This window comes from Wenzhouxiangella sediminis, assembly GCF_003410055.1.
Taxonomy (GTDB): domain Bacteria; phylum Pseudomonadota; class Gammaproteobacteria; order Xanthomonadales; family Wenzhouxiangellaceae; genus Wenzhouxiangella; species Wenzhouxiangella sediminis.
Genome location: NZ_QUZK01000003.1, coordinates 26145 through 41482, shown reverse-complemented (window position 1 = coordinate 41482; position 15338 = coordinate 26145). Strand labels below are relative to the sequence as shown.

12 protein-coding genes are annotated in these 15338 nt (G+C 65.8%); 8 read left to right on the top strand and 4 right to left on the bottom strand.

Going from position 1 to position 15338, the window contains the following annotated elements:
- Positions 1-6: 6 nt before the first annotated feature.
- A complete protein-coding gene (locus DZC52_RS00485; protein ID WP_116649160.1) occupies positions 7-555 on the bottom strand; it encodes a hypothetical protein in 549 nt (182 codons plus the stop codon).
- A 158-nt stretch (positions 556-713) separates the two neighbouring features.
- Here DZC52_RS00485 and DZC52_RS00480 point away from each other — a divergent pair, with 158 nt between their 5' ends.
- Both DZC52_RS00480 and DZC52_RS00475 read left to right on the top strand, forming a co-directional pair.
- Entirely contained in the window at positions 714-2903 is a 2190-nt protein-coding gene (locus tag DZC52_RS00480) for a TonB-dependent receptor family protein (protein WP_245960724.1), read from the top strand.
- Positions 2904-3021: 118 nt separating this feature from the next.
- Positions 3022-3342 carry a DUF4156 domain-containing protein gene (locus DZC52_RS00475; RefSeq protein WP_116649159.1) on the top strand — a complete coding sequence of 107 codons (321 nt, stop codon included), beginning with the start codon at positions 3022-3024 and terminating at the stop codon, positions 3340-3342.
- A 219-nt stretch (positions 3343-3561) separates the two neighbouring features.
- On the opposite strand, the gene DZC52_RS00470 is transcribed toward DZC52_RS00475, so the two are convergent.
- From DZC52_RS00470 to uvrB, 3 genes are all read right to left on the bottom strand, one after another.
- Positions 3562-4083, bottom strand: a complete 522-nt coding sequence (locus DZC52_RS00470) for a type 1 glutamine amidotransferase domain-containing protein (RefSeq protein WP_116649158.1) — start codon at positions 4081-4083, stop codon at positions 3562-3564.
- Positions 4084-4234: 151 nt separating this feature from the next.
- Positions 4235-4954, bottom strand: coding sequence for a ZIP family metal transporter (locus DZC52_RS00465; protein WP_116649157.1), 720 nt, complete (start codon positions 4952-4954; stop codon positions 4235-4237).
- Positions 4955-4997: 43 nt separating this feature from the next.
- Positions 4998-7016, bottom strand: coding sequence for an excinuclease ABC subunit UvrB (gene uvrB / locus DZC52_RS00460; protein WP_116649156.1), 2019 nt, complete (start codon positions 7014-7016; stop codon positions 4998-5000).
- A gap of 101 nt (positions 7017-7117) precedes the next feature.
- Between uvrB and DZC52_RS00455 the strand changes: the two genes are divergently transcribed.
- The 6 genes from DZC52_RS00455 to DZC52_RS00430 all read left to right on the top strand — a co-directional run bounded on the left by DZC52_RS00455 (position 7118) and on the right by DZC52_RS00430 (position 15302).
- Positions 7118-8296, top strand: coding sequence for a pyridoxal phosphate-dependent aminotransferase (locus DZC52_RS00455; RefSeq protein WP_116649155.1), 1179 nt, complete (start codon positions 7118-7120; stop codon positions 8294-8296).
- A gap of 17 nt (positions 8297-8313) precedes the next feature.
- A complete protein-coding gene (locus DZC52_RS00450) occupies positions 8314-8994 on the top strand; it encodes a YceH family protein (protein WP_116649213.1) in 681 nt (226 codons plus the stop codon).
- A gap of 148 nt (positions 8995-9142) precedes the next feature.
- Positions 9143-9670, top strand: coding sequence for a GspH/FimT family pseudopilin (locus DZC52_RS00445; RefSeq protein WP_181918692.1), 528 nt, complete (start codon positions 9143-9145; stop codon positions 9668-9670).
- A gap of 70 nt (positions 9671-9740) precedes the next feature.
- Entirely contained in the window at positions 9741-10379 is a 639-nt protein-coding gene (locus DZC52_RS00440) for a TetR/AcrR family transcriptional regulator (RefSeq protein WP_181918691.1), read from the top strand.
- Positions 10376-12814, top strand: a complete 2439-nt coding sequence (locus tag DZC52_RS00435; protein ID WP_116649152.1) for an acyl-CoA dehydrogenase — start codon at positions 10376-10378, stop codon at positions 12812-12814. Before DZC52_RS00440 ends, DZC52_RS00435 begins: the two co-directional genes overlap by 4 nt.
- Positions 12815-12932: 118 nt before the next feature.
- Positions 12933-15302, top strand: coding sequence for a 3-hydroxyacyl-CoA dehydrogenase/enoyl-CoA hydratase family protein (locus DZC52_RS00430; protein ID WP_116649151.1), 2370 nt, complete (start codon positions 12933-12935; stop codon positions 15300-15302).
- Positions 15303-15338 lie beyond the last annotated feature (36 nt).

Here is a 15338-nt window from a genome sequence, read left to right as displayed (position 1 = left end):
CGACCGCTACTGAGCCGGCCGTGCCTGGCTGACCTGTTCGCCGGGGTTCTTCAGCTTTGCCTTGCGGAACCAGTGCACGCGGCACTCCAGGCCGCGGGGGCTGCGCCCGATGTAGACGAATTCGATGCGCGGCCAGACGGGCATGCGACCCGTTTCGCCGAAGCGCTGGTTCTCCAACTCCAGCAGCACGCCGATACAGGGCCAGTCGTGTTCCTGCGCGTCGGCCTCCAGAAGGCGCACGGCCTTGCGCAACAGGTTGTAAACCACCCGGGTATGGCGCCACTTCGGCGAGACGAAACTGCGGTAGTAATAAACCGGCTGAGCCAGTTGCGGGGGCCACTGAGGCACCGCCGTGCCGACTGCCGCGACCTCGCCGTCGGCATCGCGAGCGAACATCACGACCTGACTCACCCGGCGGCGAGGATCCTGCCCACCCGGCAGCGCCTTCTCCCGCTTCCAGAATTCGATGACGTCCTGCGCATCCTGCTCGGTCAGTTCGGTCCAGCCCGGGTGGTAGGTGAACTGGGGCGTGGCGCCCTCGCCTGCCTGATTCATGTATGGATTCTCTTCGCTTGGCTCCAACGCTCAATGTAACGAAATTCACTGCGGGGGGCGGTCATTCAGGCCTGCATCCGCAATTGCTCTTGCGCATGAAAATGATTTGCGTTTAGAATCGCCGCGCGCCATCAACAACAGTTCTCAAAGGACCCTTCGTGATCAAGAATCTCCTGCTCACCGGCCTCGCTCTGGGCGCGGTCGCCACTGCGCTCGCCGAGGAAGCGGGTCGGGACACCGAGTCGCAAGCCGAGCGCGAGGAAAGCGCGCGAGCCGTCCAGCAAAGCCTCCAAAGCGTTCTCGACCGCGTGCGCATCGTCGGCTCGAGCGCAGACGCCCGCAGGCTGTCCGGAACGGGCGCCGTCATCGACCCCGGGCAGATGGCGGTCGAGTCGCGAACCGACATCAATCAGCTGCTCAAGACCGTGCCGGGCGTCTATATCCGCGAGGAAGACGGCGAGGGCCTGCGTCCCAATATCGGCATCCGGGCCGCGGCCGGCGGCCGTTCGAGCAAGATCACCCTGCTCGAGGACGGCGTGCTGATTGCACCGGCGCCCTACTCCAACCCGGCCGCCTACTATTTCCCGCAGGTCTACCAGATGCACGCGGTCGAAGTCCTCAAGGGCGCGCCCCTGCTGCGCTACGGCCCCCAGACGATCGGCGGCGTCGTCAACCTGGTGACCACGCCGATTCCGTCGGAAACCTCCGGTCGCATCGTCACGACGATGGGAGAGAACAGCGAACACAACACGCACGCCTGGGTCGGCGGCCGCGAAGGCGGCTTCGGCTGGCTGGTCGATGCCGTTTACCGCAACAGCGAGGGCTTCAAGCACATCGATCGCAGCAATCGCGACACCGGCTTCGACATCCAGAGCTACCTGGTCAAGTTCGGCTGGGCCGGCGAACGCCAGAGCCTGCAGTTCAAGGCGCAGTACTCCGAAGAGACTTCCAACGAGACCTACGCCGGCCTGACGGACCGAGACTTCGAGCGCGACGCCAACCGCCGGTACGGCCTGTCGGAAATCGATCAGATGGACAACGACCACCAGGGCTTTTCGCTGGCCTGGGATTTCGACCTGACCAGCCAGATAAAGCTCTCTGCGCTTGGCTATCGCAACGAATTTGCCCGCGACTGGTTCAAGACCGGCATCGGCGCGTTCGTGGACGCGGCCAATGCCGGCGACGCCGAGGCCCTGGCCATCCTGCACGGCGAACAGGACTACAGCGGCCTGGGCTACAAGCACAACAACCGCGAATACGAATCCTATGGCCTGGAACTGGGTCTCGACGCCATCTTCGGCGACCATCGCCTGCAGCTCGGCGTGCGTGATCACAGCGACCGCATGGACCGATACCAGCCGGTCGAAGTCTACGATCAGCTCGACGGCAGCCTCGTCTACCGCGACACCGTCGCGCCGACCGGCAGCGACAACCGCCTCGAAGGCGCGGACGCCCTGGCCTTCTGGGCGCTGGACCAGTGGCAGGTCACCCCCGACTTCAGGCTGGACCTGGCCTTGCGTTATGAAGATGTCGAGACATTCCGGCGGCAGTTCGCCACGCCCGAGCGCACCGACGAACCCGCTCGCCGCAGCAACTCGACGGCCGAGTGGCTGCCCGGCGCCGCCATGACCTGGGACTTCCACGATCGATTCCAGCTACTCGCGGGCATTCACCGCGGCTTCGCCCCGCTGGGCGGCGGTGCCACCGAGAACGACGAACCCGAAACCAGCGTCAACTACGAGCTGGGCTTACGCCATTTCCGCGGCGATCTTTTCGTCGAACTGGTGGGTTTCCTGAGCGACTTCGAGAATCAGGCAGAAGTCTGTTCCATGGCCAGCCCCTGCAGCAACGGGGCGACCTCCGGCAGCTTCGTCACCGGCGAGGCGGTCGTCCGGGGCATCGAGTTCCAGTTCGGCCATGAGTGGCAAGCCGGCAAGCTGACCATCCCGCTGAGTTTCAACTACACCTACTCCGACGCCGCAATCAGCGAGGACAACCCTGTAACGGGCGTCCTCGACGGCGACACGCTCGCCGACATTCCGGAGAACATCTTCAGCCTCCGGCTGGGCATCGAACATACCGGGGGCTGGGACAACCATTTCGTCGCCAAGTACATGGACGAAACCTGCGTGCAGGTGGGCTGCAATCGCAACGACGACCCGTTCGATCGCACCGAGTCCCTGTTCGTACTCGACTGGATCTCGCGCTATGCCGTCACCGAGGACCTGACGGCTTTCGTCCGGGTCGACAACCTGCTGGATCGGCAGGTGATCATTTCTCGCCTGCCCGACGGCGCCCGGCCCAATAAACCGCGCACGGGCACTGTGGGCCTGGACTACAGCTTCTGATCCCGCGGGGCGGGCTCCGGTCGCGGCCCGGTCGCCCGCCCCGCCCGGCCGACATTGACGCCTGCCCCGCACCCGCCTATCGTGACATCCACCGTCAGCAGAAACGAACACACAGCAGATGAAGATTCACGTACCGGCCGCCGTCACCGCCGCGCTCATTCTGTCGAGCTGCACCTGGGTCGAACTCGAACGGGGCGCCGAGGGCGTGCGGCTCGTGGAACCCTCTCACGTACTGAATTGCGAGCGGCTGGGCACGACCACCACGTCGGTCAAGAGTCGCGTTGCCGGGGTCGAGCGCGACCCCGACAAGGTGGCCGCCGAGCTCGCCGACCTGGCGCGCAACAGCGCCTGGGACATGAACGGAGACACGATCGTCGCCGACGGCCCGGCGCGAGACGGGGAACAGCGGTTTGTCATCTACCGCTGCCGCAGCCGCTAGGAAGCCGCCGGAGAGCTACTGCGCGAGCGCCTGACGGCGTCCGGCGGTGCTCGAAATCCTCATGTATATCTACATACACTGCGGTTCCTGCGCTCCGTCGGCCACCGTCAGCCACTCGCTCGCGACGCTCTCCGGCGGCTTCCTCGCAATTCTGAGGTACTGCGCGAGCGCCTGACGGCGTCTGGCAGCGCAGTGCCTTGAAGCGCGTGCTCGAACCGGTCAATCGGCCCCGAGGGCGGCGAGAATGGCCCGGCAGAAAGCGGGCAGGTCGCCGGGCACGCGGCTACTGATCAGGTTGCCGTCGACCACCACTTCCTCGTCGACCCATTCGGCGCCGGCATTGACCATGTCGTCGCGGATGGATGCAAAAGACGTGACTCGCCGGCCGCGGACAATGTCGGCAGAAACCGCCATCCATCCCGCATGGCAGATCCAGGCAACCGGCTTTCCGGCTTCGTTCAACTCGCGTACGAACTCGACCATCGACTGATGCCGACGCATCTTGTCCGGCGCCATGCCGCCCGGAATCACGACTGCGTCGAAATCTTCGGCACGGACATCGTCCACGTTCTCGTCCACCGCCACCGCATAGCCCTTGCCGCTGTGATAGACATCCTTGCCGGCACCGATCACCGAGACGCGGGCACCGGCCTCCATCAGGCGCAGCCGCGGGTAGTGCAGCTCGAGCTCCTGGTACTCGTCTTCGGCCAGGATGGCGACGTGCTTGTCGTTGAAACTCATTCTCTCCTCCTTTTCAGGCTGTTCTCATTCCACTCTATTGATGCCCTGTAGCGTCGAGATCAAGCCCCTGACCCTCTCGACTGAGCAACGAGTGCTACGACGCAGCACGGTGGACGGCCGTTCGATTCGACACCCTTGGGCATCAGCCCCTTCAGGCACCGCCGATGATCCCGTGCCCGATCATGCCCATCAGGAAGCCGGCGACCGCGCCCAGGGGCGGCGCCCAATGCCGCTCGAGGCGCGCCTGCGGTGCGATGTCCTGGAAAACGAGGTAGAGGATGCCGCCGGATGCGAAGAGCATGATGGAGGCAACGATCGCCTGCGCGTCGACCAGCAGGAAGAAACCAGCCAGGGCGGCCGCCGGCCCCAACAGACCGATAGCGCTGAAGGCGACCAGGATCCTGGAGGATGTCGCATGCGTCTTGGCCTCGATTTCCCGATAGGCGTTGAAAGCCTCCGGCACATTTTGGAGCGCGATGAGAACAGCCAGTAGCACGGCAGTATTCGATCCACTGGCAAACACCGCCCCCAGCGCCATGGCCTCCGGCAGAAAGTCGGCCAGCATCGCGGCGAGCTGGCTGGCGGACGTGGCCTTGCGCGCAAGCCACCAATCGAGCCCGAAAAAACACAACCCGCCGAGGACAAACCAGCCGGCGGAGGCGGACAGGGGAAGACCTTCCATGCCGTTGGGCACGAGGACAAGGGCGACCGCCGACAGCAGGGCACCGCCGCCGAAGGCGATGATGGAATGACGCAGCTCGGCCTCCAGCCAATCGGGCCGAATGCGTTCGGCCGACGCCAGGGCCGCGCCGACCGGGACGCTTACACCCGCCCCGGCGGCGATCAGGAGCACCGCGATCCATTCAGGCATTTCGACCAGCCTCCCTGACTGCTTTGCGATGCGCGCCGGGCCCTCAGGTCGCGACCTTGAAACCCTGCTCGCGAATCTGGTGGATCCGGTCGCGGATCTCGGCCGCCTTTTCGAACTCGAGATCCTCGGCCGCCTTGAACATTTCCTTCTCGAGCTTCGAGATCTCCTTCGCCGCGTCTTCGGGAGAGACCGGCTCGACGACGTATTCGGACTCGCGTTCCTCGGCGACCCTGCGCGCCGGCTTATTCTTGCCCGGCATGTGCTGGGCGTCGGCCATGATGTCGGCGATGTTCTTGCGGATGGTCTGCGGCGTGATCCCGTGTTCTTCGTTGTAGGCGATCTGCTTGGCCCGCCGGCGTTCGGTTTCCTCGATGGCGCGCTTCATCGAATCGGTGACCTTGTCGGCATAGAGGATGGCCTTGCCGCGTTCGTTGCGGGCCGCACGACCGATGGTCTGGATCAGCGAGCCCTCCGAGCGCAGGAAACCTTCCTTGTCGGCGTCGAGGATGGCCACCAGCGAGACTTCGGGCATGTCCAGGCCTTCGCGCAGCAGATTGATCCCCACCAGGACGTCGAAAGCGCCCAGCCGGAGATCGCGGATGATCTCGACGCGCTCGACCGTGTCGATGTCCGAATGCAGGTAGCGCACGCGGACGTCGTGCTCGGCCAGGTACTCGGTGAGATTTTCGGCCATGCGCTTGGTCAGGGTGGTCACCAGCACGCGATCGCCCTGCCCGACGCGGTCGCGGATCTCGGACAGCAGGTCGTCGACCTGGCTGCCGACCGGCCGCACCTCGACCTCGGGATCGACCAGGCCGGTCGGCCGCACGACCTGCTCGGCCACGGTCTTCGAATGATCGAACTCCCACTGCCGGGGCGTGGCCGAGACGAGCACCATCTGCGGGGCGCGTTCCTCGAATTCCTCGAAAGTGAGCGGCCGGTTGTCCATCGCCGAGGGCAGGCGGAAACCGTAATCGACCAGCGTTTCCTTCCTCGCCCGGTCGCCGCGGTACATGCCGCCGATCTGCGGAATGGTCACGTGCGACTCGTCGACGATCAGGATCGAATCCTTGGGCAGGTAATCGAAAAGGGTCGGCGGCGGGTCGCCGGGTTGCCGGCCGGTGAGGTGACGCGAGTAGTTCTCGATGCCCTGGCAGTAGCCGAGCTCCAGCATCATCTCGATGTCGAACTCGGTGCGCTGCTTCAGGCGCTGCGCCTCGAGCAACTTGCCGGCCCGCTCCAGCTGCTCCAGGCGTTCCTTGAGTTCGGCCTTGATCGCCTCGACGGCGTCGAGCACCACCTGTCGGGGCGTGACGTAGTGCGTCTTGGGAAAGATGGTCAGCTCGTCGGCCTTCTCGTGCACCTCGCCGGTGAGCGGATCGAAGAAGCTGATGCGCTCGATCTCGTCGTCGAAAAGTTCGACGCGAACGGCCTCCATTTCCGAATCGCCCGGGAACATGTCGATGACCTCGCCGCGCACCCGGTAGGTGCCGCGGCGCAATTCGAAATCGTTGCGCGAGTACTGCATCTCGGCCAGGCGGCGCAGGATCTCGCGCTGCGACATGCGCTCGCCCACCTTCAGCGGCAGGGTCATCTTCAGGAAGGAACTGGGATCGCCCAGGCCGTAGATCGACGAGACGGTGGCGACGATCAGCGAGTCGGGGCGCTCGAGCAGCGCCTTGGTTGCCGACAGGCGCATCTGCTCGATGTGTTCGTTGATCGAGGCGTCCTTCTCGATGAAGGTGTCCGACGAGGGCACGTAGGCCTCGGGTTGGTAGTAGTCGTAGTAGCTGACGAAGTACTCGACGGCGTTGTCCGGGAAAAACGCCTTGAACTCGCCGTAGAGCTGCGCGGCCAGGGTCTTGTTGGGCGCCATCACCAGGGCCGGGCGCTGCACGCGCTCGATCACGTTGGCCATGGTGAAGGTCTTGCCCGACCCGGTCACCCCGAGCAGGGTCTGGTGCGACTCGCCCGCGCCGAGCCCCTTGACCAGGGCGTCGATCGCAGTCGGCTGGTCGCCGGCGGGCTGATAGCTCGACGCCATGCGGAAACGCCTGGTCATTGTCCTGAATCACTCATCAACATTGCTGGGGCGATTATAATCATGACCTCGTTCGTGGCCGTGACCGGCCGCAAAACCCGAATCCAGTAGGGAGTTCTATCGTGACTTTTCGATTTGCATCGCGCGTCAGCCAGGTCAAGCCTTCCGCCACCATTGCCATGGCGGCCAAGGCCGGCGAACTCAAGGCCGCCGGCAAGGACGTCATCTCGCTGAGCATGGGCGAACCCGACTTCGACACGCCGGCCCACATCAGGAAAGCGGCGGCCGAGGCCATCGAAGCCGGCCAGACCCGGTACACGCCGGTCGACGGCACCCCGGAGCTCAAGCAGGCCGTGATCTCGAAGTTCCAGCGCGACAACGAACTCAGCTACGAACCCAACCAGATCCTCGCCTCCACCGGCGCCAAGCAGAGCCTCTACAACCTGATGCAGGCGCTGATCGGCGAAGGCGACGAGGTGCTGATTCCCGCGCCGTACTGGGTGTCCTACCCCGACATGGCCCGGCTGGCCGGCGGCGCACCGGTGATCCTCAACACTTCGGCCAAGAACAACTATCTGGTCACGCCTTCGCAGCTCCAAGCCTCGATCACCGACCAGACCCGCCTGCTGATCCTCAACTCGCCGAGCAACCCCAGCGGCCGCGCCTACACCCGCGAACAGCTGGCCGCCATCGGCGAAGTGCTGCTCGAGTATCCCAAGATCGTCATCTGCACCGACGACATCTACGAGCACATCTGGTGGGCCGACGAGCCGTTCTCCACGCTCGCGCAAGTGGTGCCCGCCCTACAGGACCGCACCCTGGTGGTCAACGGCGTCAGCAAGGCGTACGCAATGACCGGCTGGCGCATCGGCTACACCGCCGGCCCGGCCGAGATCATCAAGGAAATGAAGAAGATCCAGGGCCAGAGCACTTCCAACCCCAGCTCGGTCAGCCAGGCCGCCGCGGTGGCCGCCCTCAACGGCGACCAGGCCTGCGTGGGCGAGATGTGCAAGGCCTTCAAGGAGCGCCACGACTGGCTGGTTCCGGCATTGAACGAACTGCCGGGCGTCAGCTGCGAGCCGGGTGAAGGCGCCTTCTACGCTTTCGCCGATTTCAGCGGTGCGATCGAGAAACTGGGCTTGAGCGACGACATCGAGCTGGCCGAACACCTGCTCGAGAAGGCCCTGGTCGCCTCGGTGCCCGGCACCGCCTTCGGTACCGCCGGTCACCTGCGACTGTCCTTCGCCTGCGGTCTCGATACCCTCAAGACGGCGGTCGAACGGATCGGCAACTCACTTTGAGCAGCGAGTACACGGCCATGAGCGACGAACCCACGAACAGCGGGGATCAGGAACCCGAAGACAGCGGGGGCATCCGCCTCAGCGCCGTGGAAGCGCGCGTGCTGGGCTGCCTGGTGGAGAAGGAGGCAACCACCCCGGACGCCTATCCGCTGACGCTCAACGCCACCGTCACGGCCTGCAACCAGAAGACCAGCCGAGACCCGGTCATGAAACTCGAACCGGGCCGCGTCGGCCAGGCCCTGCGCGAGCTCGAGCGCAAGGGCCTGGTGCGGCACCAGTTCTCGTCGCGAGCCGAACGCTACCGGCACACGGCCGAAAAAGGTCTGGAACTGACCGAGGGCCAGCTCGCCGTCCTGGCCCTGCTGATGCTGCGCGGCGGGCAAACGATCAACGAACTGCTGACGCGAACAGAGCGGCTCCACCGCTTCGACGACGCCGACGACGTCCAGTTCGCGCTGGAGCGCCTGGCGCAGAAGCAACCCGCCATGGTGGTCCGGCTGCCGCGACGCCCCGGCCAGCGCGAGGATCGCTACATGCACCTGCTCTGCGGCCCGGTCGACCTCGAAGCCGAGCTGGCTCCGGAGCCAGCCGCTCCCGAGCCGTCACGAGCAGGCCCCGACCCGGATCTAGTCGCGCGCCTCGAAGCGCTCGAAGAGCGGGTGGCCGAGCTCGAGGCGCGACTGGGCGGAGAGGATTAGGCAACACCCAACCGCTCTCCACGAGCGCCGGTCCCACGATGCCGCGCGCTTTTTTCCTACACGACTTCCCGTAATCGGCCGGATGATGCCAACGCCGGTCGCGGGCGATGCTGGAGGCCTCCACTCGAAAACCACCAAGGAGGCTCCCGTGTCCAAGCGCGACTGTTCCGGTTTCACCATCATCGAGCTGATGATCGCCATCTCGCTTCTCGCGGTCATCCTGACTCTCGCCGTTCCGGCCTTCGGCCGATTCATCGAGCAGCAACAGCTGACGGCCACGGCCAACCGGCTGGTCGGTCACCTGCAGTTCGCGCGCGGCCAGGCCATCACCCGCGGCACCCTCGTAGCCGCATGTCCGAGCCGCGACGGCCGAACCTGCACGGGCGGCAACCGCTGGGAACAGGGCTGGATCGTCTACCTCGATCCTGAAAAAGCGGGTCAGCCGGCGGAAGGCGGGGATGTGTTGCGGGTGGTACAGGCCATGCCGGAGCACGTCATGCATTCGGGCGGACGCCACCGGGTCCGCTTCAAGGACAGCGGAATGGCCTACGGCACGAACCTGACCATCCGGATCTGCTCAAGGGGCAACCCCGAAGCGGCCCGAGCGGTGATCGTCTCCAATCCCGGCCGAGTCCGCGCGACCCGCGAAGTCGATCCCGCCGAATGCGGCGGCTGACTCCTGCCCCCTTGCAGCCACGACTCGCGCGGAGTAGGATTGAAACGGTTGTTTGAATCGAGCGTTTCAATTGTCCGTTTCGACCCGTGATCGCATTCTCGACGCCGCCGAGGGCCTGTTCGCCGACCAGGGCTTCCACCTGACGACGCTCAGGCAGATCACCCAGGCGGCCGAGGCCAATCTGGCCGCGGTCAACTACTACTTCGGGTCCAAGCAGGAACTGATCCGCGCCATCTTTCGGCGCCGCCTGGATGCCCTCAACGCCGCCCGGCTGGAGCGGCTGGACGCCATCGAGGAAGACGACAGCCGGGCCGACCTGGAAGCCGTGCTCGACGCCTTCGTGGAACCGGCCCTGGAATTCACCCGCGGCGGGGACGCCGAAGGACAACGCTTCATGCAGCTGCTGCTGCGCGCCTTCGCCGACCGGGACACGGCGCTCCACGAGGCCATGCGCCAGGAATACGCGCACGTCATGCGGCGCTTCGCGGACGCCGTGTCCGCCGCCCTGCCGGGCGCCGATCGCACTCGCCTCAGGCACCAGCTCGATTTCATTGTCGGCGCCTTGACGCTGACCATGGCCGAATCGGCCCTGAAGGACACCCGCATCATTGCCGCCGAGCTGGTGCAGTTCGCCGCAGCCGGCCTGCGCGGCAGTCTCGACCACCGAATCCCTGAAAGTGCCCGACGCACTCTGGAGGCAACATCATGACCTGGTTGTTGATCATCGCACTCGTCGTCGGCCTGCTCGCGCTGGCCTGGTTCCGCTCCCCTTCCTGGCTGGCCGCACTGCTCGCCATCGCCGCCCTGGTGGGCACGATCTGGCAGGCGGCGTCCTGGCCGGTCATCACGCTTTACGCGGTGACCGCCGTGGCCCTGACCGTGGTCGCCATCCGCCCCTTGCGCCGGGCGCTGGTCTCCGACCGCCTGTTCGGTTGGTTCAAGTCGGTCATGCCGTCGATCTCCGATACCGAGCGCGAGGCGCTCGATGCGGGCACCGTCTGGTGGGACGCCGAGTTGTTTTCAGGCCGCCCGCGCTGGAAGAAGCTGTTCGGCATCGACAAGCCGGCGCTATCCGCCGAGGAACAGGCCTTCCTGGACGGCGAGGTGGAGGAACTGTGCGCCATGCTCGACGAATGGCAGATCAACAAGGACCTCAAGGACCTGCCGCCGGAAGCCTGGCAGTACATTCGGGAAAAGCGTTTCCTGAGCATGATCATTCCCAAGGAATACGGCGGTCTCGGATTTTCATCGCAGGGCAACGGCGCGGTCGTCACCAAGATCGCCACCCGCAGCCTGTCGGCGGCGGTGTCGGTGATGGTGCCCAACTCTCTCGGTCCGGGCGAGCTGCTGATGCACTTCGGCACCGATGAGCAGAAGAATCATTATCTACCGCGTCTGGCCAGGGGCGAGGATATCCCCTGCTTCGCCCTGACCTCCCCGCTGGCCGGTTCCGACGCCGCCTCGATGCCCGACGAAGGCATCGTCTGCAAGGGCACGTACAAGGGCGAGGAAGTGCTCGGCCTGCGCGTGAGCTGGGACAAGCGCTACATCACGCTGGCGCCGGTGGCTACCGTGCTCGGGCTGGCCTTCAAGGCCAAGGACCCGGACGGCCTCCTGGGCGACCAGAAGAACCTCGGAATCACCTGCGCACTCATACCCACCGAAACGCCGGGCGTCGAAATCGGCGATCGGCACCTGCCCGGCGGCAGCATCTTTCTCAATGGTCCGACCCGCGGCAAGGACGTGTTCATTCCCCTCGACTGGGTCATCGGCGGGCGCGAGCGCGTCGGCCAGGGCTGGCGCATGCTGATGCACTGCCTGGCCGCCGGCCGCGCCATCTCCCTGCCGGCCCAGAGCGTGGCCAACGGCAAGCTCACCAGCCTGACCACCGGCGCCTACGCACGCGTGCGCTACCAGTTCAAGCAGCCGATCGGCTACTTCGAAGGCATCGAGGAGCCGCTGGCCCGCATCGCCGGCGAGACCTATCGCATGGAGGCGGCCCACAAGCTCACGCTCAGCGCGCTCGACCACGGCGAAAAGCCGGTCGTGCTTTCGGCCATTCTCAAGGCGTACCTGACCGAGGCGAACAGGCGCGTTCTCAACGATGCCATGGACGTCCACGGCGGCAAGGCCGTGGTCGAGGGACCGAACAACTACCTGTCGATTCCCTGGCAGTCGATTCCCGTCGCGATTACGGTCGAAGGCGCCAATATCCTGACCCGCTCGATGATCGTCTTCGGGCAGGGCGCGATTCGCTGCCACCCCTACTTGCTCAAGGAGATGATGTCGGCGACCGACGACGACCCCAAGGCCTTCGACAGCGCCCTGTTCGGACACATGGGCTTCGTGATCTCCAACTTCGTGCGCGCCCCGCTGCTGGGACTGACCGGCGGCCGACTGAGCCGCGCGCCGGTGTCGGGCCCGACGGCCGGCCTGTACCGCAAAGTCAATCGCCTGAGCGCCGCCTTCACCCTGGTGGCCGACCTGTGCCTGCTCATCCTCGGCGGCAAATTCAAGTTCAAGGAGAAGCTGTCGGGCCGCCTGGCCGATGCGCTGGCGCACCTCTACATGGCATCGACCGTACTGCGCCGTTTTGAAGACGACGGCCGGCCGGAAGAAGACCTGCCGCTGGTCCAGTGGGCCGTGGCCGACAGCCTGCACCAGGTCGAGAACGCGCTGTTCACGGTGCTCCAGAACTTCCCCCTCTCCGGCCTGGGCGGCCCGTTGCGCGTGCTGCTCTTCCCCTGGGGCCGCCGGCATCGCCCGGTCGACGACCGCACGACCCATCGCATCGCCCGCCTGACCATGGAGGCCTCGCCGAGCCGCGAACGCCTGATCGCCGGGGCCTACCAGTCACGCGCCGACGACGGCACGGGCCTGCTGGCCCAGGCCTTCGAGGCCGTGTTGAAGGCCGCCCCCGCGGAAATGGCCGTGCGCAATGCCCTCAAGGTCGTGCCGACGCCGGTCAACGTCGACGAAGTAACCGCCAAGGCGGTCTCGGCCGGCGTGATCAGCGAAGAGCAGGCAGCGGACCTCAAGCGGGCCCAGGAACTGACGGCGAAGGTCATCGCCGTCGACGAGTTCACGCCCGAGGAAATCGGCGGCCAGCAGGCCATGCAGCCGCCGGTGGCCAAAGCCAGCTGAAACCCTGCAACCATGGAAGACACGGAAATCGCGGAATGATCAAGCTTTGCCCGTGCGATTCCGTGCATTCCGTGGTTCGTGCTTTTTGTTAACCATCTCGAACGCACAAGGACGACAAATGACGGATCACAAGCTCCAGGTACGACGTGCCGCGGTACTCGGTGCCGGGGTGATGGGGGCGCAGATCGCCGCCCACCTGACCGCCGCCGGCATTCCGGTCGATCTCTACGACCTGCCCAGCGACGACGGCCCGCGCAGCAAGCTGGCCGCCGAAGGCATCAAGCGCCTGACCAAGCTCAAGCCCGCCCCCCTGGCCCGCAAGGACCTGGCGGAATTCATCCGGCCGCTCAACTTCGCCGATGACCTCGAAAGCCTCGCCGACTGCGACTTCATCATCGAAGCCGTGGCCGAGCGCATGGACATCAAGCGCGACCTCTACGGCAAGATCGCACCGAATATCCGCGACGGCGCGATTTTCGCTTCCAACACCTCGGGCCTGTCCATCACCGACCTGTCGAAGGAACTGCCCGAGAGCCTGCGCGGGCGTTTCTGCGGCGTTCATTTCTTCAACCCGCCGCGCTACATGCACCTGGTGGAGCTGATCCCGCACGCCGGCACTGACGCGAAGGTCATGGACCTGCTCGAGGATTTCCTGACCCGAAACCTCGGCAAGGGCGTGGTCCGGGCCCGCGACACGGCCAACTTCATCGGCAACCGGGTGGGGATGTTCAGCCTGCTGTCCACCATGCACCACGCCGACCGCCTCGGCCTGGGTTTCGACACCGTCGACGCCCTGACCGGCCCGGTCATCGGACGGCCCAAGAGCGCCACCTTCCGCCTGGCCGACGTGGTAGGGCTCGACACCATGGGCAACGTCATCAACACGATGAAGAACCAGCTCGAGGGCGATCCCTGGCACGCCTGGTTCGAGCAGCCCGACTGGCTCAAGCGGCTGATCGAGGCCGGTGCCGTCGGCCAGAAGGCCGGCGCCGGGGTGTTCCGGAAGGAAGGCAAGACCATTCGTGTCCTGGACCCTTCCACCGGCGAGTACCGCGACACCGACTACAGCCTGCCCGAGGACGTGCAGAAAACCCTGGCCATCAGGGATCCGGGCGAGAAGCTGGCCGAGCTGGCCAAGTGCGAGAACGCGCACACCGAGTTCCTCTGGTCGCTCCACCGCGACCTGTTCCACTACTGCGCCTACCACCTGGCCGAAATTGCCGACAGCGCACGCGAAGTGGATCTCGCCATCCGCTGGGGCTACGGCTGGAAGATCGGTCCGTTCGAGATCTGGCAGTCGGCCGGCTGGCAGGCCATGGCCAACCTGGTCAAGCGCGATATCGAACAGGGCCGCACCGGCGTGGACGCGAACCTGCCCGACTGGGTCGGCAGCATCGAGGCCGCGCACACCCCCGAGGGCTCCTGGGCGGCCGACGAGGCGCGCTACCTGCCGCGTCCGGACCTGCCGGTGTTCCAGCGCCAGTACCAGCCGGTGCGCCTGCTCGGTGAGAAGACCGAATCCGGCAACACGGTCCACGAGACCGATTCGATCCGCCTGTGGACACTGGACGACGACATCCTCATCGCCAGCCTCAAGAGCAAGATGGCGGTCATCGACAACGGCGTCGTCGACGGCCTCAACGAGGCGATCGAACGCGCCGAGTCCGGCTACGAGGGCCTGGTGATCTGGCAGCCCAACGGCCCGTTCTCCGCCGGCGCCAATCTCAAGGCCGCCGCCGAAGCCATCCAGAAGGGGGACTTCGACAGTGTCCACGACCTGGTCGCCGGCTTCCAGGCGGTCAATCTTCGCCTGCGCTACTCGACCGTTCCCTCGGTGGCCGCGGTGCGCGGCCTGGCCTTGGGTGGCGGCCTGGAGCTGGCCATGCACGCCGCCACGCGCGTGGCCCACCTGGAAAGCTACATGGGCCTGGTCGAAGCCGGCGTCGGCCTGCTGCCGGCCGGCGGCGGCCTCGGCACCCTGGCCATGCAGGTCGTTGACGACACGAAGGCCGGCGACACCTATCCCCTGCTCGAGAAGCGCTACAAGCAGGTCGCCATGGGCCAGGTGGCCGGCTCGGCCATGGAAGCGCGCGAGATGGGCTACCTGCGCGAACACGATCGCATCGTCATGCACGAACACGAACTGCTGCACGCCGCCCACTTCGAGGCGCGGGCGATGGCCGCGGCCGGCTACCGGCCGCCGATGGCGGAAAGGACCTTCCCGGCCGCCGGCGATGTCGGCATCGCCACGCTCAAGATGCTGCTGGTCAATATGCTCGAGGGGCACTTCATCTCCGAGCACGACTACGAGATCGGCCAGCGCATCGCCACCGTGCTCTGCGGCGGGGAGATCGATCGCGGCTCGAAGGTCGACGAGGCCTGGATCCACCGCCTCGAGCGCGAGCATTTCCTGGAACTGTGCGCCATGGAAAAGACCCAGGAGCGCATCGCCCACATGCTCAAGACCGGCAAGCCGATGCGGAATTGATGGAAGGTTTCAGTGTTCAGGGTTCAGGTTTCAGGG